General features: G+C 67.4%; 25 protein-coding genes. 14 read left to right on the top strand and 11 right to left on the bottom strand.

Features of this window, described 5'->3' with window-relative positions; all coding sequences use genetic code 11:
* Positions 1–71: 71 nt before the first annotated feature.
* Positions 72–845: an IclR family transcriptional regulator gene (locus tag E8M01_RS07125; protein WP_136959494.1), complete on the bottom strand. Its 774-nt coding sequence runs from the start codon at positions 843–845 to the stop codon at positions 72–74.
* Positions 846–939: 94 nt separating this feature from the next.
* Here E8M01_RS07125 and E8M01_RS07120 point away from each other — a divergent pair, with 94 nt between their 5' ends.
* The gene (locus E8M01_RS07120) at positions 940–1557 is read left to right on the top strand and encodes a nuclear transport factor 2 family protein (protein WP_136959493.1); all 618 of its coding nucleotides are present in this window, start codon (positions 940–942) and stop codon (positions 1555–1557) included.
* A 27-nt stretch (positions 1558–1584) separates the two neighbouring features.
* On the opposite strand, the gene lpdA is transcribed toward E8M01_RS07120, so the two are convergent.
* The 10 genes from lpdA to E8M01_RS07075 form a co-directional block, all read right to left on the bottom strand.
* Positions 1585–2982, bottom strand: coding sequence for a dihydrolipoyl dehydrogenase (gene lpdA / locus E8M01_RS07115; RefSeq protein ID WP_136959492.1), 1398 nt, complete (start codon positions 2980–2982; stop codon positions 1585–1587).
* A 5-nt stretch (positions 2983–2987) separates the two neighbouring features.
* Entirely contained in the window at positions 2988–4304 is a 1317-nt protein-coding gene (locus tag E8M01_RS07110; RefSeq protein ID WP_136959491.1) for a dihydrolipoamide acetyltransferase family protein, read from the bottom strand.
* 2 nt (positions 4305–4306) lie between these two features.
* A complete protein-coding gene (locus tag E8M01_RS07105) occupies positions 4307–5320 on the bottom strand; it encodes an alpha-ketoacid dehydrogenase subunit beta (protein ID WP_136959490.1) in 1014 nt (337 codons plus the stop codon).
* Between the two features lie 3 nt (positions 5321–5323).
* Positions 5324–6556, bottom strand: coding sequence for a 3-methyl-2-oxobutanoate dehydrogenase (2-methylpropanoyl-transferring) subunit alpha (locus tag E8M01_RS07100; RefSeq protein WP_136959489.1), 1233 nt, complete (start codon positions 6554–6556; stop codon positions 5324–5326).
* Between the two features lie 529 nt (positions 6557–7085).
* A complete protein-coding gene (locus tag E8M01_RS07095) occupies positions 7086–7724 on the bottom strand; it encodes a VOC family protein (RefSeq protein WP_136959488.1) in 639 nt (212 codons plus the stop codon).
* Complete coding sequence (locus tag E8M01_RS35000) at positions 7711–7887, bottom strand: hypothetical protein (RefSeq protein ID WP_170181812.1); 177 nt, start codon at positions 7885–7887, stop codon at positions 7711–7713. Before E8M01_RS35000 ends, E8M01_RS07095 begins: the two co-directional genes overlap by 14 nt.
* Positions 7888–7895: 8 nt before the next feature.
* A complete protein-coding gene (locus E8M01_RS07090; RefSeq protein ID WP_136959487.1) occupies positions 7896–8210 on the bottom strand; it encodes an antibiotic biosynthesis monooxygenase family protein in 315 nt (104 codons plus the stop codon).
* Between the two features lie 115 nt (positions 8211–8325).
* A complete protein-coding gene (locus E8M01_RS07085; RefSeq protein ID WP_136959486.1) occupies positions 8326–9234 on the bottom strand; it encodes a LysR family transcriptional regulator in 909 nt (302 codons plus the stop codon).
* Between the two features lie 80 nt (positions 9235–9314).
* Positions 9315–9911, bottom strand: a complete 597-nt coding sequence (locus tag E8M01_RS07080) for a hypothetical protein (protein ID WP_136959485.1) — start codon at positions 9909–9911, stop codon at positions 9315–9317.
* Between the two features lie 38 nt (positions 9912–9949).
* Positions 9950–10381 carry a VOC family protein gene (locus E8M01_RS07075; protein ID WP_136959484.1) on the bottom strand — a complete coding sequence of 144 codons (432 nt, stop codon included), beginning with the start codon at positions 10379–10381 and terminating at the stop codon, positions 9950–9952.
* A 69-nt stretch (positions 10382–10450) separates the two neighbouring features.
* On the opposite strand from E8M01_RS07075, the gene E8M01_RS07070 reads away from it, so the two are divergent.
* From E8M01_RS07070 to E8M01_RS07010, 13 genes are all read left to right on the top strand, one after another.
* Positions 10451–11062 (top strand): TetR/AcrR family transcriptional regulator, encoded by a 612-nt coding sequence (locus E8M01_RS07070; protein ID WP_136959483.1) that lies wholly within the window; start codon positions 10451–10453, stop codon positions 11060–11062.
* Positions 11063–11168: 106 nt separating this feature from the next.
* The gene (locus tag E8M01_RS07065; RefSeq protein WP_136959482.1) at positions 11169–11471 is read left to right on the top strand and encodes a hypothetical protein; all 303 of its coding nucleotides are present in this window, start codon (positions 11169–11171) and stop codon (positions 11469–11471) included.
* A 73-nt stretch (positions 11472–11544) separates the two neighbouring features.
* Positions 11545–12219, top strand: coding sequence for a response regulator transcription factor (locus tag E8M01_RS07060; RefSeq protein ID WP_136959481.1), 675 nt, complete (start codon positions 11545–11547; stop codon positions 12217–12219).
* 13 nt (positions 12220–12232) lie between these two features.
* Positions 12233–13576, top strand: a complete 1344-nt coding sequence (locus E8M01_RS07055; RefSeq protein WP_136959480.1) for a sensor histidine kinase — start codon at positions 12233–12235, stop codon at positions 13574–13576.
* 161 nt (positions 13577–13737) lie between these two features.
* The gene (locus tag E8M01_RS07050; protein WP_246088623.1) at positions 13738–14364 is read left to right on the top strand and encodes an outer membrane protein; all 627 of its coding nucleotides are present in this window, start codon (positions 13738–13740) and stop codon (positions 14362–14364) included.
* Positions 14365–14610: 246 nt separating this feature from the next.
* Entirely contained in the window at positions 14611–15444 is an 834-nt protein-coding gene (locus tag E8M01_RS07045) for an energy transducer TonB family protein (protein ID WP_136959478.1), read from the top strand.
* 28 nt (positions 15445–15472) lie between these two features.
* Positions 15473–16384 carry an alpha/beta fold hydrolase gene (locus E8M01_RS07040; RefSeq protein WP_136959477.1) on the top strand — a complete coding sequence of 304 codons (912 nt, stop codon included), beginning with the start codon at positions 15473–15475 and terminating at the stop codon, positions 16382–16384.
* Entirely contained in the window at positions 16381–17028 is a 648-nt protein-coding gene (locus E8M01_RS07035; RefSeq protein WP_136959476.1) for a TenA family protein, read from the top strand. The genes E8M01_RS07040 and E8M01_RS07035 overlap by 4 nt, the downstream gene beginning before the upstream one ends.
* A 1-nt stretch (position 17029) precedes the next feature.
* Complete coding sequence (gene tenA, locus E8M01_RS07030) at positions 17030–17701, top strand: thiaminase II (RefSeq protein ID WP_136959475.1); 672 nt, start codon at positions 17030–17032, stop codon at positions 17699–17701.
* Positions 17702–17965: 264 nt separating this feature from the next.
* Entirely contained in the window at positions 17966–19711 is a 1746-nt protein-coding gene (locus E8M01_RS07025; protein WP_136959474.1) for a cyclic peptide export ABC transporter, read from the top strand.
* A gap of 206 nt (positions 19712–19917) precedes the next feature.
* Positions 19918–20943 (top strand): tonB-system energizer ExbB, encoded by a 1026-nt coding sequence (gene exbB / locus E8M01_RS07020; protein WP_136959473.1) that lies wholly within the window; start codon positions 19918–19920, stop codon positions 20941–20943.
* A gap of 4 nt (positions 20944–20947) precedes the next feature.
* Complete coding sequence (gene exbD, locus E8M01_RS07015; RefSeq protein ID WP_136959472.1) at positions 20948–21442, top strand: TonB system transport protein ExbD; 495 nt, start codon at positions 20948–20950, stop codon at positions 21440–21442.
* Positions 21439–22290, top strand: a complete 852-nt coding sequence (locus E8M01_RS07010) for an energy transducer TonB family protein (protein WP_136959471.1) — start codon at positions 21439–21441, stop codon at positions 22288–22290. The genes exbD and E8M01_RS07010 overlap by 4 nt, the downstream gene beginning before the upstream one ends.
* Positions 22291–22294: the final 4 nt, after the last annotated feature.

The following is a 22294-nucleotide window of genomic DNA, read 5'->3' as shown; positions in this document are numbered from 1 at the left end:
TGTCTATGAACTAAACATGCTCCGCGGATCGGGTCAACCAAAACGGTCTCGCGCTGCTCAACCGACAGGCGTCAGAGCGCCGTGCCGGCCTCCAGGGCGCGGGTCAGCGCCGCGGCGGTCGACTGCAATTGCCGGCGGAAGACACCGTCCTGGCTTTGCGAGAAGCGGGCGGTCGGGACAGCCAGGTTGAGCGCGCCGAAGACCTGGCCGTGGCGCAGCACGGCGGTCGCGATGCCGGTAATGCCGGGGGTGAACTCTTCGCGCGAATAAGCGAAGCCGTCGCGCTGGGCGGCGGCGATGTCTTCGCGCAGCCGGTCCTTGGAGCGGATCGTATTGGGCGTGATCTCGTCGAGGCTGACACGTTCGAGATAGGCGACGAGATCCACCGGCGCCATGGCGGCGAGCAGGATCTTGCCGCCCGAAATGGCATAAAGCGGCGCCCGTTCACCTGACTTCATGGTGTAGGACAGCGCTTGCCGGCCAACCGCGGAAGCAATCGTTTCCATGGCGTCGCCGACCCTGAGATAGAAGGCCGAGGTCTCGTTCAGGACGCCGCTCAACTGGGTGAGCAGCGGCTGGACGATGGCGGCCAAAGGCGGGCCCGAGATCCGCCCCGCCAACTGCCGGATGCGGTCGCCGAGCCGATAACGTGCGCTGGCCGGATCCTGTGCGAGATAGCCGCGGGCCTGCAGGTTGTTCAACAGATGGAACAGGCTGCTTCTGGGAATGGCGAGATCGGCCAAGAGCTTGGAAAAGGACGGGGGCTCCGGCGCGTCGGCGACATATTCCAGGATGTCGAAGGCGCGGTCGGCCGACTTGACAGTCGCATGGGCTTCAGGTTTCATAATTCAAACCAGTTCATAATTGGAAACTTAGCGTCATCCGCGAACCTTGTCCAGGGAGGCGGGTGACGCGGGAACCGCAGGGAGCACCACCGCCATGGATGCCGAGCTGATTGATCGACTGGCCATCCGCGACCTCCTGGAAAACTGGGCCGTGTGGCGCGACGCCGGGGATTGGCAACGCTTCCAGACGGTCTGGCATGACGACGGCTGGATGTCAGCCACCTGGTTCCAGGGCCCGGCGGCGGACTTCATCCGGGTCAGCCGTGAAGGCTGGGACAAGGGTGTCAGCATTCTGCACTTTCTCGGCGGCACCAGCATCGACCTCGACGGCGAGAGAGCGATCGCCCAGACCAAGATGACCATTTCCCAGCGCGCGACGGTTCACGATGTGCCGTGCGACGTCGTCTGCACCGGCCGCTTCTTCGACTTTCTGGAGAAGCGCGGCGGCCGTTGGGGCATCGTGCTGCGCCAGCCGATCTATGAGAAGGACCGGCTCGATCCGGTCGATCCGGCAGTCTCCGTGGCCTTGCGCCAGGATGCCTTGATGGCGCTGCCGGAGGGCTATCGCCATCTCGCTTATATCCAGGAAGAGATCGGCTACCGGGTGAAGCGCGACATGCCCGGCCTGAAGGGCCCTGAAGTCGAGGAGCTCTATGCCCGCGGCCGGGCCTGGCTCAAGGGCGGCCCGGCAACCGGGGCGGTTGCGGCCTGAGGCTCGCCCACGACCGGCCGGGCGCCGTCAGATATGCAGCGCATGGCCGAGCGTCTTCAGGGCCGCCTCCTGGAAGCCCTCGCCCTGGGTCGGATGGGCGTGGATCGTGCCGGCAATGTCTTCGAGCCGCGCGCCCATTTCCAGCGCCAGGCCGAAGGCCGTGGCAAGCTCGGAAACGCCGTGGCCAACCGCCTGGATGCCAAGGACCAGATGGTTGTCGGCGCGGGCGACGACCCGGACGAAACCGGCCTCGCCGATCTTGGTCATCGCGCGGGCATTGGCGGTGAAGGGAAACTGGCCGGTCTTGATCTCGATGCCGGCCTGCCGGGCTTCGTCGGGCGAGAGGCCGGCGGTGACGATTTCCGGGTCGGTGAAGCAGACCGCCGGAATGGCGCGCTTGTCCCAGCTCCTGGAGTGGCCGGCGACGATCTCGGCGACCATTTCGCCCTGCGCCATGGCGCGGTGCGCCAGCATCGGCTCGCCGGTGACGTCACCGATCGCATAGATGCCGCGCATCGATGTCCGGCACTTGTCATCGATGCGCAGGAACCGGCCGTCCATGTCGAGGCCGAGCTCTTCCAGGCCCCAGCCCTCGGTCACCGGCCGGCGGCCGACGGTCACCAGGATCTTGTCGGCGTCGATGCGGCGATCCTCGCCGCCGGCGGTCTCGACCAGCAGGGCCTGGCCCTTGGGGCCGAGCGCCTTGGCCTTGGCGCCGGTCAGGAGTTCGATCTTGAGCTCAGTCAGGCGCTTGGCGACCGGACGGGTCAGCTCGGCATCATATTGCGGCAGGATGCGTGGCTCCGCCTCGACCACGGTCACCGTGGTGCCGAGCTTGGCAAAGGCCATGCCGAGCTCCAGCCCGATATAACCGGCGCCGACAATGGCGAGCCGCGCCGGCAATTTGGTCAAGGCCAGCGCCTCGGTCGATGAGACCACCGGTCCGCCGAAAGGCAGGAAGGGCAGTTCCACCGGCGCCGAACCGGTGGCAATCACGATGGTCTCGGCGCGGATCACCTGAAGACCGGTCTCGGTCTCGACCTCCACCGTCTTGCCGTCGCGAAAGCGGGCGCGGCCGCCGACGATCTTGACCCGGGCCTTTTTCAGCAGACCGGCGACGCCGCTGTTCAGGCGCCCGACAATGCCGTCCTTCCAGCCGATGGTCTTGGCGAGATCGAGCACGGGTTTGCCGACGCTGATGCCGAGCGGGCTCGATCCGCCGGCCATGTGCATGGCCTTGTCGAATTCTTCCGCCGCGTGGATCAGTGCCTTGGACGGGATACAGCCGATATTCAGGCAGGTGCCGCCGAGCCGGCGCCGTTCGACGATGACGGTGTCGATGCCGAGCTGGCCGGCGCGGATGGCCGCGATATAACCACCGGGGCCGGCGCCGATCACCAGCAGCTTGCAGGAGATTTCTTTCATCGGCTTCAGCCTTCCACGAAAATCATCGCTGGCGTTTCGAGCAGCGTCTTGATGCGCTGGATGAAGACGGCGGCATCCCAGCCGTCGACCACCCGGTGGTCGAAGCTCGACGACAGGTTCATCATTTTGCGCGGGATGAAGCTGGCGCCGTCCCAGACCGGACGCACCATCATCTTGTTGACGCCAATGATGGCGACCTCCGGATAGTTGATCACCGGCGTCGTCACCACGCCGCCGAGCGCGCCGAGCGAGGTGATGGTGATGGTCGAGCCGGTCAGCTCGTCGCGCGTCGCGGTGCCGGCCTTGGCGGCATCGGCCAGCCGGTTCACCTCCGCCGCGCAATCCCAGAGATCACGCGCCTCGGCGTGCTTGACCACCGGCACGACCAGGCCGGACGGCGTCTGCGCGGCGATGCCGATATGGATGCCGCCATGCTGGTGGATGATGCCGGCGTCGTCGTCGAACAGGGCGTTGAGGCCGGGCTGATCGGCAATGGCCTTGACCATCGCGCGCATCAGGAAGGGCAGGATGGTCAGCTTCGCCTGGTCGGCGCGCTTGCCCTTGTTCAGGGCCGCGCGCAGGTCCTCGAGCGCGCTGACATCGACCTCCTCGACATAGGTGATGTGCGGGATGCGCGATTTCGACAGCGCCATCTTTTCGGCGATGCGGCGGCGCAGGCCAATGACCTTGATGTCCTCGACCGCATGGTTTTCCTGAAGCCCGGCCGCACGCGCCGCCTGGGGCCCGCGCGCGATGAAGGCATCGAGATCCTCGTGACCGATCCGGCCGGCAGGTCCGGTGCCGCGCACCTGGCGCAGGTCGATGCCGGCCTCCCTGGCGCGCAACCGGATCGCCGGCGAGGCGAGCGGCTTGTCGCCCTCGGGCCGCGGGGCGCCGAAGGACGCCTGGCGGGCCGGTGCTGCCGGTGCGGCGCGTGCCGGCGTGGCTGCCGGTTTGGCGGCCGCTTTGGTCGGCTCAGGGGCGGCCTTGCCGGCGGGTGGCCTGGCCTCGGCCTTGGTGGGCGCTGCGGCTGGCGGTTCGGCCGCCGCCGGTTCGTCAGGCGCCGGGGCGCTGCCTTCGCCTTCGACCTTGAGGCGGATCAGCGCCGAGCCGACCGCGACGACGTCGCCGATCTCGGCGCCGAGCCAGGTGATTTCGCCGTCGACCGGGGAGGGGATCTCGACCGTTGCCTTGTCGGTCATGACCGCGGCGAGCAAGGTATCCTCGCGCACGAGGTCGCCGACCTTGACGTGCCATTCGACCAGTTCGGCTTCCGCGACGCCTTCGCCGACGTCGGGCAGCTTGATCACATGTTCACCCATGATCAGGCCTCCATGGCATCGACAAGGGCGCGGCCGAGCCTGGCCGGCCCCGGGAAATAGTCCCATTCCTGGGCGTGCGGATAAGGCGTGTCCCAGCCGGCGACCCGGATGATCGGCGCTTCCAGGTGGAAGAAGCAGTTCTCCTGGACCAGCGCCGCAAGCTCGGCGCCGAAACCGGAGGTCAGAGTCGCCTCGTGGATGACGACGCAGCGGCCGGTCTTCTTGACCGAGGCGACGATGGTCTCGAGATCGAGCGGCAGCAGGGTCCTGAGATCGATGATCTCGGCATCGATGCCGGTTTCGGCGACGGCGGCTTCGGCGACATAGACCATGGTGCCATAGGCCAGGATGGTGATGGCGGCGCCCTTGCGGCGGATCACCGCCTTGCCGAGCGGCACGGTGTAATGGCCCTCGGGAACCTCACCGAGCTCGTGTTTCGACCAGGGCGTGACGGGCCGGTCGTGATGGCCGTCGAAGGGGCCGTTATAGAGCCGTTTCGGTTCGAGGAAGATCACCGGATCGGGGTCCTCGATCGCCGCGATCAGCAGGCCCTTGGCGTCATAAGGGTTGGACGGCACCACGGTCTTCAGGCCGGAGACATGGGTGAACAGCGCTTCCGGGCTCTGGCTATGGGTCTGGCCGCCGAAAATGCCGCCGCCGGTCGGCATGCGCACGACCAGCGGGCAGGTGAACTCGCCGTTGGAGCGATAGCGCAGCCGCGCCGCTTCCGAGACGATCTGGTCATAGGCCGGATACATGTAGTCGGCGAACTGAATTTCGACGCAGGGCCTGAGGCCATAGGTCGCCATGCCGATCGCGGTGCCGACAATGCCGAGCTCGCTGATCGGCGCGTCGAAACAGCGGCTCTTGCCGTATTTCTGCTGCAGCCCCTGGGTGCAGCGGAACACGCCGCCGAAATAACCGACGTCCTCGCCGAACACGACGACGTTGGCGTCACGCTCCATCGATACGTCCATGGCGCCCCGGATGGCCTCGATCATGGTCATTCTGGGCATGGTTCAGACCCCCGCCTGTTGCCGCTGGCGGCGCAGATGCGGCGGCATCTCGGCATAGACGCCCTCGAACATGTCGCGCGTCGAGGGCTTGCCGCCGGCATGCAGCGTGCCGTGGCGCTCGGCCTCCTTCTGCGCCGTGATCACCGTGTCGAGGATCTCGGCTTCGGCCTGCTTGTGGCGTTCCTCCGACCAGAGGCCGCGCAGGATCAGATGGTTCTTCAGGCGGATGACCGGGTCGCCCAGCGGCCAGGCCGCGGATTCGGTCTTCGGCCGGTAGGCGGAAGGGTCGTCCGAGGTCGAATGGGCGCCGACGCGATAGGTGACATATTCGACCAGCGTCGGCCCGAGATTGCTGCGGGCCCGTTCGACCGCCCATTTGGCCACCGCATGGACCGCCAGATAGTCATTGCCGTCGACCCTGAGCGCCGGCAGGCCGAAACCGAGGCCGCGGGCGGCGAAGGTGCCCGAGCCGCCGCGGGCAATGCCCTGGAAAGTCGAGATGGCCCATTGGTTGTTGACGATATTGAGCACGACGGGTGCCCGATAGGTCGAGGCGAAGACCAGGGCTGCATGGAAATCGGATTCGGCGGTGGAGCCGTCGCCGATCCAGCCGGCGGCGATCCGGGTGTCGTTCTTGATCGCCGAGGCCATGGCCCAGCCGACGGCCTGGACGAATTGCGTGGCGAGATTGCCCGAGATCGAAAAGAAGCCGTGCTGTTTCGACGAATACATGACCGGCAACTGCCGGCCCTTCAGCGGATCGCTTTCGTTCGAATAGATCTGGTTCATCATTTCGACCATGGGATAGCCGTCGGCGATCAGGAGGCCGGCCTGCCGATAGGTCGGAAAGTTCATGTCGCCGGGCTGGAGCGCGCGGCGAAACGCACAGCTCACCGCCTCCTCGCCCATATGCTGCATGTAGAACGAGGTCTTGCCCTGGCGCTGGGCCATCTGCATGCGCGCGTCGAAGGCGCGCAGCGTCATCATGTGCCGGAGCCCCTCGGCAAGCTCGTCGTCGGTCAGCGATCCGGCCCAGGGGCCGACCGCCTCGCCGTCGCGGTTGAGCACGCGGATGATCGAATAGGCGAGATCGCGGATCGATTCAGGGTTGGCGTCGATATCGGGGCGCCGGACCGAGCCCGCTTCGGGAATCCTCACATTGGAGAAATCGGGCGTGCCGCCGGGGCGGACCTCCGGCTCGGGCACGTGAAACTGCAAGGGGGCAGTGTCGGTCATGTCGGCTTCCTCGTCGACCCGCGCGGGCGAACCGCCGGGCAGGTCCCTGTGATATCAAGATGGCAGTGCAAGTGTCGCAGAGGAAGGGCCGGCGCGGCCGCTCGCGACGGTGGCGGGCCCACGGGACCGGGCGAATTTTCGCGGAGGCTCATGCGGCTGGGCGATCGCGGCGAGGACCGGCGAAACGCCCGCGATCCGGTGCGGTCCCGGCCGGGCGCGCGCAACGGCAGTCCGGGCCTGGATATCTTGCGGCGTCTTGGTCCATGAACACGATCAACCCCGGATCGTCAGGACGATATTTCATAAGGCCGGGTGCGTCTCGTTTCGAAATTTCTAAAACCTGTGCCGGCACAGAATTTCATTGCTAAGTTTGCCGCTGAAATCAGCGATACTTGCGGCAGGCAGGTTTTCGGGCGCGACTGATCATGAATCAGCGATCGGCGTGGCGCTGCGGGCGCGGTTTCGCGTCGCCCCCGGCGTCGTCGGGCGAGGCCCGGTCGCACCGCCACCGAGCCCCGCCGGCCTTGTGCTATTGCAAGATCCGGATGCCATGCGGCGTTTCGATGATCGCGCGATAGCGCAGTTGGGTGCCGCGCAGAATATCCGGAGGATCGGCCAGGCCGAGCGTATCGTAGAGGCCGGCGACCCTGGCCGGATCGGGGTGCTCGACCTCGAAACGCTTCAAGCGCGCGCCAAGGTCCGGCATGGCCGCCGCCGGTGTTGGCCTGCCGTCCCAATCGATGAGCGAAGGCGCAAGGCCGTTCATCGGCAAGGCGCCATCAGGCGGCACCGCGAACAGCCAGGATCGATCGCCGCGCGACACGCGTCGCTTGTCGCCGAAGACCGGACCATGCCACGCCAGGACCACATCGATCTCACCGGACCGTGCGACCCAGCCGCCAAGACGCCGGCCGTCGTCCCACGCGGCCCGTACCGCCTTCGCGTCGTCGAGGCCGAACCAGCGCGCCGCCGCCGGCCTCTCCGCCTGCGGATCGACCGCGATGACCTCCAGAAAGATGTCGTCGCCGAGACGCAGCAGATGATTGTGCGTGGCCATTTCCGGATGTCGGCCGCCAAACGGCATGTCGATGCCGAGCGCGTCGCGGACGTGGTGCACGCCCTCGGCGAGCGAGGGCGCGATGATCGTGAGATGATCAAGTTTCAACATGCCGGGCCCTCCGGATCCTTGCCGCGCGCAGCAGTGAGAGGCCTTGGCGCGCAACCCTGCCGATCGCCGCGCGGATTGCGGCATTGCGCATCTCATGCGCCAGGCGGCGATGCAAGGCGATCAGCTCGGCGCTGACGACGGGCCGGTAGGTGACGTCGGCCACAAGTGCCCTCACGCCTGACGGGGCTTGGAGGCCCATGAGCGCTCGCGGATGACCTGGCAGATCTGGAACTTGTAGTCGCTGAACAGGCTTTCGATGCCGCGCCGCTTGGCCTTGGCATGTTCGGGGTGGATCCGCCATTCCTGCAGGGCTTGCTCGGACTCGAACTCGACGATGGTGACGCGCTCGCCGTCCTCGGCGGTGAAACTCTTGTGCGAGACATAACCGGGAATGGTCTCGGCCAGCGCGCTCATCTGCCTGGCCAACGGGCCATATTCGTCCTGCGCGCCCGAACCGAGCCGCGAGCGGAAAACCGTGACGATCATCTGACATCTCCATGCCGAACCGCGATGGAGCCCGGTCAGGGCTCGCGTCGAGGCGGCAAGATCGACCGTCAGGCATTATAAATCAAATGCATTGTTTCTATAATGATTATGCCGTTCACGGCGATGCGGCGAGCTTGTCGCGCAGCGCTTGCTCAGCCGTGTCGATCACCGGGTCGAACCGTCCAGGCGTGGCATTGCGGATCAAGGTCACGGTCGCGCCCAGCTGAAAGTCGAGCACGTCCAGAATGCGCAGGCCGTGACGGTAGGCGCTCTCGTCGAACTGGCGGCGCGGCACGAGGCCAAGGCCGCCACCGTGGGACAGCAGCGACAGTTGCAGGTCCTCGCCAAAGACCTCGGCCGCCACCTGCAGCGGCAATTGCAGCCGATCGAACGATTTCACCAGCGCGGCGCGGCAGCCGCAGCCGGGCGGGTTGAGGAACCAGCCGTCGTCGGCGAGGTCACGCAGGCGCCATGGCGTGCCGTCGCGCCTGGTCGCCTCCCGTGAGGAGGATACGACGACGACCTGTTCGGCGCCGAGCGGGACGCGCAGCAATCCGGCCGGAACCGCATGCGCCTCGGTCAGGAGGCCAATCGCGAAATCGATGGCGCCACTGCGCACGGCCTCGATCAGCTCGGTGCTCCAGCTGGAGCTGATCCGCAACCGGACGCGCGGATAGGCTCGGCGCAAGACATCGAGCGGTGTCGTCAACACCATTTCACCCAGGCCATGGGCAACGCCGGCCCGCAGCTCGCCGGCCGGGCCGGCGGAGCTGGACGTGCAAGCCTCAAGCTCGGCCACTGCGCCGAGAACCCGGCGGCAATGTTCGAGTACGTGGCTGCCGAGCGCGGTCAGGACCGCCGGCTTGACCGAGCGGTCGAACAGCGGGCCGTCGCCCATTGCGGCCTCGAAGCTCTGGATGCGCCGGGTGGTCGCGGGCTGGGTGAGATGGAGGCGGGCTGCGGCCCGATTGACCGAACCGGTTTCGGCAACGGCGACGAAAGCCTGGAGATCCTGAAGGTTCATAGGCAATGAGCATAATCAAGTCCAGATTATGCGAAAAGCCTTTCAATACCCGGAGTGCAGGAATCGGCAGTCGGGAGGGGTCATGCCCCGTCGCTGCCGGCACGGTCGCGGCCGAGGAAAGCCCGGCCGCGCGGCGACAGGCGATAGCCTGACGCCAGGCTCTCGGTCAGGCCGAATTCCTTCAGCTTGCGGATCTTCACCTTCAGCGCGGGCCTTTCCATGCCAAGCCGGTCGGCGATCTCGCCGGCGGTGATGCCGTCACGCGACCCGATCAGCGCCAGGGTCTCGCGGGTCCAGGGTCCGGCATGGCTGCGTTGATCGAGCGCATCGAGGCGCGCCTGCAGCGCGGTCTGCGCGGCCGGACCGATGCGGTCGTCGCCGCGCAACGCTTCGCGCGGATCGTCGCCGGCGCGATGAAAGCCGATCCGGTAGAGCACACCGGCACTGGAACGCCCGAGCTCGGCGAGCAGGGCGGTTCTCGAGGCAAAGCCGGCGGCGACCGCGTCGGCCTCGGTCAGTTCGCCGGCGTCGACCGGCTCGAGCCGGTCGATGGCCAGCACGCCGGCGGCGGTGCGCAAGGTGCCGCCTGGCCGGACCGTCGGCTTTTGCCAGCGCCGGAAGGCCTGGCGGATCTCGCCGGTGGCGATCCGGTCGAGCACGGCCTGTTTGAACAGCATGCGGCAACACCCAGCGATGGCATGGCCGCCGGTTGTCGTCAGGCGTCGGGCGGCAAAGCGGAACCGACATAGTGTAGCGCGAATTCGGCGCTCGGCGGGATCGGCTTGATGATGTCGATGAGCACGCCATTGGGATCGGCGGTGATGAAATGACGCTGGCCGAACGGCTCGTCGCGCAAGGGCGTCAGGATCGGCAGGCCCGCCGCCACGAGATCGCGATAGATGCTATCGGGATCCTCGACCTCGAAATTGAGGAGCAGGCCGGAGACCTGGCCACGCGCCTGTTCGGGCACGGTGTGGTGGTTGCCGTCGAGAATGGCGAGATTGTTGCTGCTCTCCTCGGTCGACTGCAGATGCACGTACCAATCGGTGATGAACAGGGCCTGGTAGCGGAAATGGCGGATATAGAAATCCGTGGTCGTGGCGACGTCGCGGGTCATGATGACGGGATAATAGCTGGTGGTTTTCACGGCTGGTCCTTCCTGTTGATATGACATACAGTCTGTATGTATCTTCCAATTAACATACAGGCTGCATGTATGCAACAGGCGAAGCAACGCTCCAATCGCGAGCGTACGGAGACCACCCGCCATGCGCTGCTGTCGGCGGCCCGCGGGCTGTTCGTCGTCAAGGGATATGCCGAGACGTCGACGCCCGAGATCGTTGCACTGGCCGGCACGACGCGGGGCGCGCTCTATCACCACTTCGCGGACAAGCGCGCGCTGTTCCGCGCTCTGCTGGAACAGGAGGCCCGGGCGGTTGCCGAGGCGATCGAGGCGCAGGCCTCGTCGGGCCGGTCGGCCGTCGAGGCCCTGACAACCGGCAGCACCGCCTATCTCGATGCCATGACGGTCGCCGGGCGAACCCGCCTCCTGCTGGTCGAGGGTCCGGCGGTGCTTGGCAGTGCGGAGATGACGGCGCTGGACGAAGCCAATGCCGGCCGGACGCTGCGCGACGGGCTGGCGGCGGCGATGTCGGATCAGGCCAAGGCCGCCGTGCCGCTCTCGGCGCTCGCCGTGCTGCTGTCGGCTGCCTTCGACCGGGCGGCGTTGGCGATCGACGCCGGCGCCGACCCGGTCGCTTTCAGGGCCGCGGTGACCGGGCTCATCGCGCGGGTTGTCGGTGCCGGCGGCGGTCGCGGCCGGGACTAGCCGGCGGCCGCCGACAGGGTCAGCGCCGTTCGATCGGCGCGCCGCGCTCCACCCGATGGTCGGGTCCGCCGCGATGGTGGTGATGCCAGCCGCGCGACGGCTCGACATGACCGTGACCGTGATGCCAATGGCCTCGGTGGTGCCGGTGATGCCGATGACGATCGGTTTCGCAGCCGGCGAGAACTGTGCCGAGAACCATCGCGACCGCCGCCAATTTCAATCCATGCATGTCATGTCTCCTGCTGATGCTGGAGCCGGCAATGCTGGGCCGGCGACATTGCACCGGCATTGCGCGGTGTCCGGCCATGGCCGCGGCGGGCCGGCATGCGACACCGCACCGCCGGCCGTGGCGCTAGGCGAAGGCCATCCAAACGACCTAGAAGCCTGGCCGGGATCGCAAAACCCGTGAGCCGACGCGGCGCTGCAATGTGCCTGCAATCCGGCCGGCGTGATTGGGCCCTGGCTGCCGGAGCACAGACATCATGCGAATCATGCTGGTCGAAGACGAACGCGAGATGGCCAATGCCTTGCGCGCGGCGCTGGCCAAACATGACATGCTGGTCGACCACGTGCTGACCGTCGGCGACGCCGCCGCGGCGGTGGCGAGCTTTCAATATGACGCCATCCTGCTCGACCGGCAGCTGCCGGACGCCGACGGCCTGACGCTGCTGCCGATCCTGCGCAAGCGCGGGCTCAACGTGCCGGTGATCGTGCTGACCGCCAAGGGCGACCTTGCCGACCGGATCAGCGGGCTCGATACCGGCGCCGACGACTATCTCGCCAAGCCTTTCGCCCTGGAGGAACTGCTGGCGCGCCTGCGCGCCGTGCTGCGCCGCCCCTCCGGGCTCGTCATCGACGTGCTCCGGCTCGGCCAGCTCACCTTCGATTTCGGCAACCGGCAAGCCTTTGTCGGCGGCCAGCTCATGGCCTTGCGCCGGCGCGAGCTCTTGGTTCTCGAAGCACTGGCGCGCCGCAGGGGCCGGACCGTGCTGCGCTCGGCGCTCGAAGAGGCGGTCTATAGTTTCGACGACGAGATCCAGTCGAATGCCCTGGACACCCACGTCTCGCGCCTGCGCAAGAAGCTCAACGAGGCCGGCGCCGGGGTGGATATCCATCCGATCCGGGGTGTCGGCTACCTGATGAAGCGAGCCTCATGACGAGGCGGCTGTCATGAAGAAAAAGGCTCGCTCGCTGAAGTGGCGGCTGGTCTGGCAATTGATCGCACTGCAGGCGGCGGTTCTGTCGGTGATCGTGATCGGCGTCATGAGCCTGCTGCTGGAGGCCAATATCTCCGACAAGATCATGGAGGCGGGCGCGGCTGAAATCGTCGCCAATGCGGTCTCGCGGGATGCCGCCGGCGAGCTGACGCTCGATCCTTCGCCGGATCTCAACTGGCTCAATGCGGAAGCGCCGGATTTCTGGTTCGTGGTCGTCGACGACCGCGGCAAGTCGCTGTCGCGCGGTACCATACCGCCGGCATTCCGGCGCATGGCGGAAGACCTCGGCCGGTTCAGTTATGGCGACATCCGCGGGGCGAGCGGCGACGAAAAGCTCTCCGGCGTGATCCGGACGTTTCAGAGCAAGGTTGGCCCGATCAGCGTGCTGGCCGGCGCCGGCCGCATGCTGAGCGTGCCTTTCGTCGTGTTCGTCCTGTCGCAGCTGCTGGTCGTGCCGCTGCTGGCGCTCCTGGCCCTGGTCACGCTGGTGGTCATTCCGGTCATCGTCACGCGTGCCTTTGCGGGCATGAAAGAAATTGCCGGCGAGGCCGAGCGTATCGATATCGACCGGCGCGGCACCAGGCTCTCGGCTGAAAATGTGCCGGCGGAAGTCGCGCCGCTGGTCAATGCGGTGAACGACGCGCTGAACCGGCTCGACGAGGGTTATGACCGGCACAAGCGCTTCCTGGCCGATGCGGCGCACGAATTGCGCACGCCGATCGCCATCCTGCAGACCCGCCTGGAGGATCTGGCCTCGGGCCCCGAACAGGGGCGCCTGCTGGCCGATATCGCCCGGCTGTCGCTGACGGCCGAACAATTGCTCGACTTGCAGCGGCTCGATCAGCAGCCGTGCCAGATGTCGCCGGTCGACCTGGTCGCGCTGGGCCTCTGCGTCACCGCGGACCTGGCGCCGCTGGCCATCGCCGCCGGCTATCAATTGTCCTATGAGGCCGGCAAGGAGCCGGTGCTGGTGTCGGGCGACCAGGCCTCGCTCCAGCGCGCCGTGACCAATCTCATCCAGAACGCCATCGAACATGCCGGCGGCCAGGGCACGATCACGGTGACCGTCGAGCGCAGCGGCTGCATCGAGGTCTCAGACGAGGGCCCGGGCATTCCGGCGCAACATCGCGAACAGATCTTCGAGCCATTCTACCGGCTGCAGGCGCGCGACCACGGCGCCGGCCTCGGGCTGCACCTCGTGCAGGAGGTGGTGCAGCGCCATGACGGCCATGTCGTGGTGATCGACGGCCCGCAGGGCGGCTCGTGCTTTCGCATGACGCTGCCGTTGCTGTCCTGAGCCGCGAGGGCAGCACAGCTGATACAATTTTAGACAAATCCCGCCTTCCGACGATCCGCTGCAACGCTGGTGCAATTCCGATCCGGACAATGGCTCGTGTCGTTGCCAGTCGGGCGCGACGCGTTCCGCGCCCCTCGTTTTGCGTATCCGGGAGCAGCAAAGTGACTATTCGGTCCACCACTTTCCTTATTGCCGCCGGCCTTTCGGTCCTGGTTCCGGTCGCCGCGGCGGCCGATCCCCATGGCGGCCGCCATGGCTTCGGCGACCGTGCACCGGCTTTCGACTGGAGCAGCAGCTATGTCGGCCTGCATGGCGGCATGGCCCTCAGCGGAACGCCGAACCCGTTCTCCCGGCGCAACGGCTTTGCCGGCGGCCTGCAGCTCGGCCTCCTCAGGCAGTTCGGTCCCGCGGTGCTCGGCACCGAACTGGAAGGCAGCTATCTCGGCCGGGCCGAGCACGGCGTGCCCCATGGCGCGCTGCAACAGACCTGGCGCATCGCCGCCAAGCTGCGCGGCGGGCTCAGTTTCGACCGCACCCTGGTCTACGGCACGTTCGGTTATGCGATGACCCGGTTCAACGCGGTGGGCGACCTCACCCCCCGGGGCTCCTGGCAAGGCGGCATTCTCTGGGGCGGCGGCATCGAGCAGGCCTTCGCTGGCGGGCTCTCCGCCCGCATCGAGTACAATTATGTCGCCAGCCGCAACGTCAAGAGCCTGTCGCCCGCCGGCATCAGCCATTCCGATCTCGCCGGCCACATCGTCAAGGCCGGCATCAACTACCGGTTCTGACGGCGGAACGAAGGCGAATGCAGCAGGGCCGGAGGCGCCTGCCCGGATCCGGCGGTATCCCTCCGGCAGCCCCGCTTCGGGCATTCGGCCCGGCAGCCGGTATCAGCCGGTAAAAGGCCGCCCGGCCAAGACTATTTCGGCAGTTTCGAACGGTTCTATTTTACTAATAATAACAATGGCTTGCGGTCTCGTCGCTGGGGTCATATCTGTGCCTCCGAGATCATCGACGCGAGGGTGGCGGACGAGATGCAGCGCAGCCGCACCGGGGCGATCGCTCGGGGCCTGGCCTTATGGGCCGGCGCCGCGGCGCTCGTGCTGTGCAGCCATGTCGCCTTTGCCTGGATGCTGATCGCACGGGACAAGCCGAAACTCTCGGCGGGTGAGCCGCCGGCGGCGATCATGGCCGATCTCGCGCCCATGCCGGTCGCGGCCGCGCCGGCGCCCGATCCGAAAGCGTCGGACACCACCATGCGCGATCCGGCGTCGCACCGGATGGTCGAGACCGCGCTGATCGCCGTGCCAGGCCCGGGGATGGCCAGGCCGTCGGCACCGGCAGCCCTGGCTGGCCAGGTGCCCTCGCCGGTTGCCGCGGCAGCGGCAACACCGATCGCCGTGCCCCTGCCGGTGCAGCGGCCAAGGCCGCGCACGGCGCCGTCGCGGACGGCGGATGCGCGACAGCCGGAGCGGATGCAGCGCCGCCCGGCGCCAGCTCCGGTCCAGGACATCGCCAGCACATCCGACCATATGGCGAGCGTCGCGGCCACGCCGACATCGGGCGCCGGTGCGGCGGCAGCCCAGATCCAGTCGACCTGGAAAACCCGGTTGCTCGCCCATCTCGATCGGCACAAACGCTATCCGGCCAATGCGCGCGGCGCCGAGGGCGTCTCGCTCCTGAGCTTCACGATGGACCGCGAGGGCATGGTGCTCGGTTTCTTCATCGCCCGGTCGTCCGGCTCGGCGGCGCTTGACCAGGAGACGCTGGCGATGATCCAACGGGCAGCGCCGCTGCCAGCGGCACCTGGCGAAATGCCGGGAAGCCGGTTGCAATTCACCGTGCCCGTGCGATTCACCATGCGATGAGCGACACCATGTCTCAGGAGCATGCGACGTGACCGGCCGTGAACTGATCTGGAACTGGCACGGCCAGCCGGTCCGGCTCGGTCTCGACGAGGCCGGCGAGGGCGCGACCGTGCTGTTGCTGCCAGCCCTCAGTTCGATTTCGACCCGCGGCGAAATGATCCCGCTGATGCGGTCGCTGTCGTCGCGGTTTCGCGTCGTGACGGTCGATTGGCCGGGTTTCGGCGACCGGCCGCGGCCGCGTATCGACTGGACGCCCGACAGCCTCCAGGCCTTCCTGGAATGGCTGCTCGGGGAGGTGGTGTCCGATCCCCTTGCGATCGTCGCCGCCGGCCATGCCGCGGGCTATGTGCTGCATCACTTCGCCGCGAGACCCGGCGCTGCGACACGGCTCGTTCTCGTCGCGCCGACCTGGCGCGGCCCGTTCCCGACCATGATGGGCGGCCAGCGTCCGTGGTTCCGGCGCATCCGCGCGGTGATCGACGCACCGCTGATCGGGCCGGCGCTTTATGCCTTGAACCTGAGCGGGCCGGTGGTGCGCAAGATGGTCGTCGAACATGTCTATAGCGACAAGGGCTGGCTGACGCCGGACCGGCTGGCGGCCAAGCGCGCGGTGACGGCGCAGCCCGGCGCCCGCCATGCCTCCGTGCGCTTCGTCACCGGCGGCCTGGATCGCATTGGCGACCGCGACGGTTTCATTGATCTTGCCCGCGGCACCGGCCTGCCGACCTTGCTGGTCTATGGCGCGGAGACCCCGCCGAAATCGCGCGCCGAAATGGACGCGCTCAGCGCCGTCGCCGGCATCGAGACCGTGCGGCTCGGCCATGGCAAGCTGGCGATTCACGAAGAATTTGCCGATGAAGTCGCCGGTGCGATCATGGGGTTTCTTGCTGCCGGCACCATCCCCGGCATGCCTGCCGGCCAAACCAGGGGCGATCGATGACCGAACGTTTTACCGAAATCCTGCGGGCCGCCAGCCAGCCGGTCTGGTCCGAGGCCGTCGACCACCGGTTCGTCAAGGAGCTGTTCAAGAGCACGATCCCCGACCCGGTGATGGCTGCTTACCTGATCCAGGACCACCGGTTCCTGGACAGCTTCCTCACTTTGCTCGGCGCGGCCATCGCCAGCGCCGACACGTTCCAGGCACGGCTGCGCTTCGGCCGTTTCATCGGCATGGTCTCGGGCGAAGAGAACAGCTATTTCCTGCGCGCCTTCGAGGCGCTCGGGGTCACCGAGGAGCAGCGGGCGGCGATCGCCGATAGCCAGGCCACGGCCGGTTTCAAGGCGATCATGCGCGAGGCCGCCGGCACGCGCAGCTATGCCGCGGCGCTTGCCGTGCTGGTGGTCGCCGAATGGCTCTATCTCGACTGGGCGTCGCGGGCGCCGCAGCGGCTGCCCGGCAATTTTGTCCATTCCGAATGGATCACGCTGCACGACAATGCCGATTTCCGTGACTTCGTCGGTTTCCTGCGGGCCGAGCTCGATCGGGTCGGTCCGGCAGAGGCCGACCTGAGCCGGGACTTCTTTCTGCGCGGGGTCGCCCTGGAACGCGCCTTCTTCGATGCGGCTTATGGGAACGAGACCTGAGATGGATATTTTCGAACGCCTGAAGGCTGCCGCGAAAGCCGAGTGGTCCAGTTATGTCGATCATGATTTCGTCCGGCAGATGGGCGCGGGCACGCTGGCTCCGCCGGCCTTCCAGACCTATCTGGTGCAGGACTACCTGTTCCTGATCCAGTTCGCCCGCGCCTATGCACTGGCGATCTACAAGAGCCGATCGCTTGCCGACATGCGCGCGGCGCAGCGGGGCCTGTCGGCGATCCTCGATGTCGAGATGGATCTGCATGTCCGGCTCTGCGGCCGATGGGGCCTGACGCCGGCGGCCATCGAGGCGGCACCCGAACATCTGGCAACCATTGCCTATACCCGTTTCGTGCTGGATTGCGGCGTCTCGGGCGACCTGCTCGACCTGCATGTGGCCTTGGCGCCCTGCGTCATCGGTTATGCCGAGATCGGTCGCCGGCTCGCGCCCGACGGCGTCGCGGCCCTCGGCGATCATCCGTATCGGGACTGGATCGGCGAATATGCCGGCGAGGTCTATCAGGAGATCGCGGCCGGCGCGCGCGCCCATCTCGCCGCGCTCGCCGCCCGCTCGATGACCGAGCAGCGCTTCGCCGAACTGGCGGCGCTGTTCGCCAAGGCCTCCAGGCTGGAAGCCGATTTCTGGCAAATGGCGCTCAATGACGTGGCTGCGGGGTAACAGGGGAGCGTCAGCGGGCGGCTGCCCACGGTCATCGACGGTTAGCTTAGAATTCGTCTAAACTATTGAGATTGCGTGACAATTGGTTAGCGGCTAATCAGCCTCAGGCCAATGGCGATGGGTGCTCCGGCGCTGGCGTGGCTCGCCGCCACGACACGATTGGCCGGGTTTTGAAAAAATACCCCGGGGCAGGGGAGGCAATGCCTGCTTCGTTCGTCTTACCTCATGGAGGTCGGACGGACCTCGCCCGATGACAGGAAGACGATGGTTCTGAACCGGCCCCATATCCTGACGGAAGCAGGCCGCCTGTTGCGACCGTTCTGGCCGATGGCCGCGTTCGCGACGGCAATGGGCGGCTTGAGCGGCGTGGCCACGGCCTGGCTGCTGGCGACCATCAACCGGTCGTTTCACAGCGAAGACGGGGTGACGACGACCTTCGTCCTGACCTTCGCCGGCCTCGTCCTGCTGACATTCACGGGCAAGATCGTTTCGGATCTCGGCAACAGCTTCGTCGGCCAGCATGTTGTCGCCAACCTGCGCAAGGAGCTGACGGGCCGGATCCTGGCGGCGCCGATCGACCGGCTGGAACGGTTCCGGGCTCATCGCCTGATCGTGGCGCTGAACCAGGATGCCGAGATGATCTCGGCCTTCACCTCGAATTTCTCGGCGCTCACCATCGCGGCGTCCGTGACGCTCGGCTGCATCGTCTATCTCGTCATCCTGTCGCCGATGCTGTTCCTGATCGCGGCCCTGGCGATCGCGGCGGGGCTTGCGATCAATACTTATGCGCGCCGCAAGGGCATCAAGGGGTTCGAAGCGGCCCGCGCGGCCCAGGACGAGCTGCAGAAGCACTATCGCGGCATTACCGAAGGCGCCAAGGAGCTGCGCCTCAACCGGCAAAGGCGAGCCCGCGCCCATGGCGTGCAGCTCGCCGGGGCGATCGACGGCATCCGGAACCTCAGATTGCGCGCCATGCGCATCTTCGCCACCGCCAATGCCGTCGGCAGTGCCGTGTTCTTTGCCGCGATCGGCGTGTTGATCGCCCTGCAGGCCGGGTTTTCGGTCGACAGGAGCGTGTTGTCCGGTTTCGTCCTGGTGCTGCTCTATGTCAAAGGCCCGATCGACCAGCTCACCGGCTCGCTGCCGTTGTTCGAGCAGGCGCAGATCTCGTTCAAACGGGTCGCCGAGCTCTCCGCCGAGTTCGCCAATCCGGAACCGGGCCTGCTGATCGACGCGCCGCAGGCGAGGCCGGATGGTGGCGACGGCCCGCAGGGGCTGCGCGCCGTCATCACGCTGACCGGCCTCAGCCATGCCTTCCCGGCGGCCGAGGGAACCGAGCCCTTCGTGCTGGGTCCGATCGATCTCAGCATCCGGCGCGGCGAGACCCTGTTCATCGTCGGCGAGAACGGTTGCGGCAAGACGACCCTGATCAAAGTGATCCTCGGCCTCTATGCGCCGCAGGAGGGCGTCGTCGCGATCGACGGCATGGCGGTGACGGACGAGAACCGCGATGCCTATCGCCAGCTGTTCTCGGCGGTGTTCTTCGACTATTTCCTGTTCGACGACCTGGTCATGGCGCCGGGCACGCCGCCGGCCACCGTCCAGGCCTATCTCGAGCGCCTGGAGATCGCGCATCGGGTGACGATCGCCGATGGCCGGTTCTCGACCACCGACCTGTCCGCCGGACAGAAGAAGCGGCTGGCGCTGATCCAGGTCTATCTGGAGGGCAGGCCGATCATCGTCTTCGACGAATGGGCTGCCGAACAGGACCCGACCTTCCGGCGCATCTTCTATGACGAACTGCTGCTTGACTTGAAACGCCAGGGCAAGACCTTGATCGTGATCAGCCATGACGATCGCTATTTCGGTGCCGCCGATCGTATCGTGCGCATGGAAAAGGGGCGGATCGTCGAGGTCACCGAGCCGTCGGCAAGCCGGGCGCCCGGCCTGTCGGACGCGCCCGACCCCTTGTCCGACCGGCACGGGCACAACGCCGGAGCGATAGCGTGACCGCAATACGACCGCGCGTGGCGCACACCAGTGTCAACGCCAGGACATGGTCCACGGGTTGGATCATCCCAATTTCGACATCTCCGGCCGCTAGCGCGCCGGATGATCACGCCCCACGGGGCTCGAGCGACCCGCAAGCCGGCCTGCTCCCGACCTCCGGGCAGCCTGCCAGCGGCAAGCTCTCATTCAACGGACGAGTGAGAACCATGGTTGGCGAGTACCAGGCGCGGGCGATCCGCGAAGCCTTTGCGAGATTGCGGCGCGGCGGTCCGGCCTTGCTGGCGGTCATTGTGCTCGCGGTGGCGCCGCTCGGCGGTGTCCAGGCCCAGGTCGCGCCGGCTCAGGTGCCGCCCGCGTCCGGTGCGCCGCAGGCCATACCGGCGGCGCCGGCAAGCCCCTCCATGCTCCAGGCACAACCGGACAGGCCGGCGCCCCAGACGGCACCTGCAGCCCAGCCGTCGCCCGCGCCGACACCAGCGGCACCAGCCGTGCTGCCGCATGACCTGTCGCCCTGGGGCATGTTCATGGCCGCCGACATCATCGTGAAGGCGGTGATGGTCGGGCTTGCCTTCGCCTCGCTGGTGACCTGGACGGTCTGGCTCGCCAAGGGGCTGGAACTGTTCGGCGCCAAACGCAAGGCGACACGGGCGGTGCGCAAGCTCAACGAGGCCGACGGTCTCGACCAGGCGGCGCGGGCGGTCGATGCCGGCTGGACCCGCCGCGGTCCGGTCGCCGATCTCGTCCAGGCCGCCATGCGCGAGACGGTCCGTTCCTCCACGCTGTCGGCCGAAGGCATCAAGGAACGGGTGGCGATCGCGCTGTCGCGGATCGAGGCGCGGGCCGGGCGCAACATGGCCAAGGGCACCGGCCTGCTCGCGACCATTGGCGCCACCGCGCCGTTCGTTGGCCTGTTCGGCACGGTCTGGGGCATCATGAATGCCTTCATCGGCATCTCGCAGTCGAAAACCACCAATCTTGCCGTGGTTGCCCCCGGCATTGCCGAGGCGCTGCTGGCCACCGCCATCGGCCTGGTCGCGGCGATCCCGGCGGTGATCATCTACAATGTCTTCGCCCGCTCGATCGCCGGCTACCGCGCGCTCCTGTCGGATGCCTCGGCCGAGATCCTGCAGCACCTCTCGCGCGATCTTGCCCGCGATGACGCGGAAGGCGCCGGGCTTATGGCCGATACCCCACCGTCGCGGGCCTCCGCGATCCATGCGGCGGCGGAGTAAGGCCATGGCCGTCAGTCTCAAGGATCCGCAGGACGGCGATCTCGCCGAGGTCTCGGACATCAATGTCACGCCGTTCATCGACGTGATCCTGGTGCTCCTGATCATCTTCATGGTGGCGGCGCCGCTGTCCACGGTCGATGTCGCGGTCGACCTGCCGGTATCCAATGCGCAGGCCCAGCCGCGGCCCGACAAGCCGGTGTTCCTGACCGTGAAGAACGACCTGATGCTGGCGCTCGGCAATGACGAGGTGCCGCGCGAGGCGCTGCAGGCAACGCTCGACCGACAGACCCAGAACGACCGCGAGCAGCGGATCTTCCTGCGCGCCGATGGTGCGGTGGCCTATCGCGAGCTGATGAACGTGATGAACCTCCTGCGTCAGGCCGGCTATCTGAAGATCGCGCTGGTCGGCCTCGAAGACACCAGCGCGGCGAGCGGATCCGCGGCCACGCCGGGGGTCCTGCCCGCGCCCGCCCCGGCCGGCGAACCGCCGCGGCCATGACGGCTGTCGCGACCGATCGCCGGCGCGATACGGCATCGCGCCTCTTGCTCACGCTGGCCCGCTGGACCGGCGCGGCGGCGATCGTCTGCGGGGTTCATGCCGGCGCCGTCTGGCTGGCGATCCATTGGCGGCCGGTCGAGGCCGCCGCCGGTGAGCCGCCGCCGGCGGTGATGATGGAGCTCGCGCCGCTGGCGGTCGCCCCGGAAGCGCCGCCGCAGGAGGTTGCTCCCGGGCCACAGATGACCGAGGCCGAACCCGAGCCGGCGCCGCCGGAGCCGCAAGTGGAGCGCGTGCCGGTCGACGACACACCGCCGCCGCCGGAGCCCGAGCCGGAGATCCGCATTCCCGACCTGCCGCCCATGCCTGATGCAGCGGCGGTGCTGACCCCACCGCCCCCGCCGCCGCCCCGGCAGGTCGAGCCGCCGCGCCCGGTGCAGCGGGTCGAGCGGCCCCGGCCGGTCCGGCCGGACCGGACAAGGGTGCGCCAGACCACCGCGCCGCCGACCGCGCAGGCCCAGCGCGCCGATGCCGCGGCGGCGCCCTCGGCCGGAGCCGCGTCGTCCACCTCGTCCGCCTCGCCGGCGAGCTGGCGCGGCAGCCTGATGGCCCATCTCAACCGTTTCAAGCGCTTCCCCTCGGGCGCCTCGACCGGCGTCGCCCAGGTCGCCTTTACCATCGACCGTTCCGGCCGGGTGCTGTCGTCGCGGCTGGTCCGCGGCTCCGGCGACAGCGCGCTCGACAACGAGGCGGTCTCGATGATGCGCCGTGCCAGCCCGGTTCCGGCGCCGCCCGCGAGCGTCGCCGGCGGCTCGATCACGCTCGCCGTTCCCGTCCGGTTCAACCGATGATGTC

The sequence above is a fragment of the Phreatobacter stygius genome (assembly GCF_005144885.1).
GTDB lineage: Bacteria > Pseudomonadota > Alphaproteobacteria > Rhizobiales > Phreatobacteraceae > Phreatobacter > Phreatobacter stygius.
The sequence above is the reverse complement of the archived record's forward strand: the minus strand, read 5'-3'. Positions and strand labels throughout refer to the sequence as shown.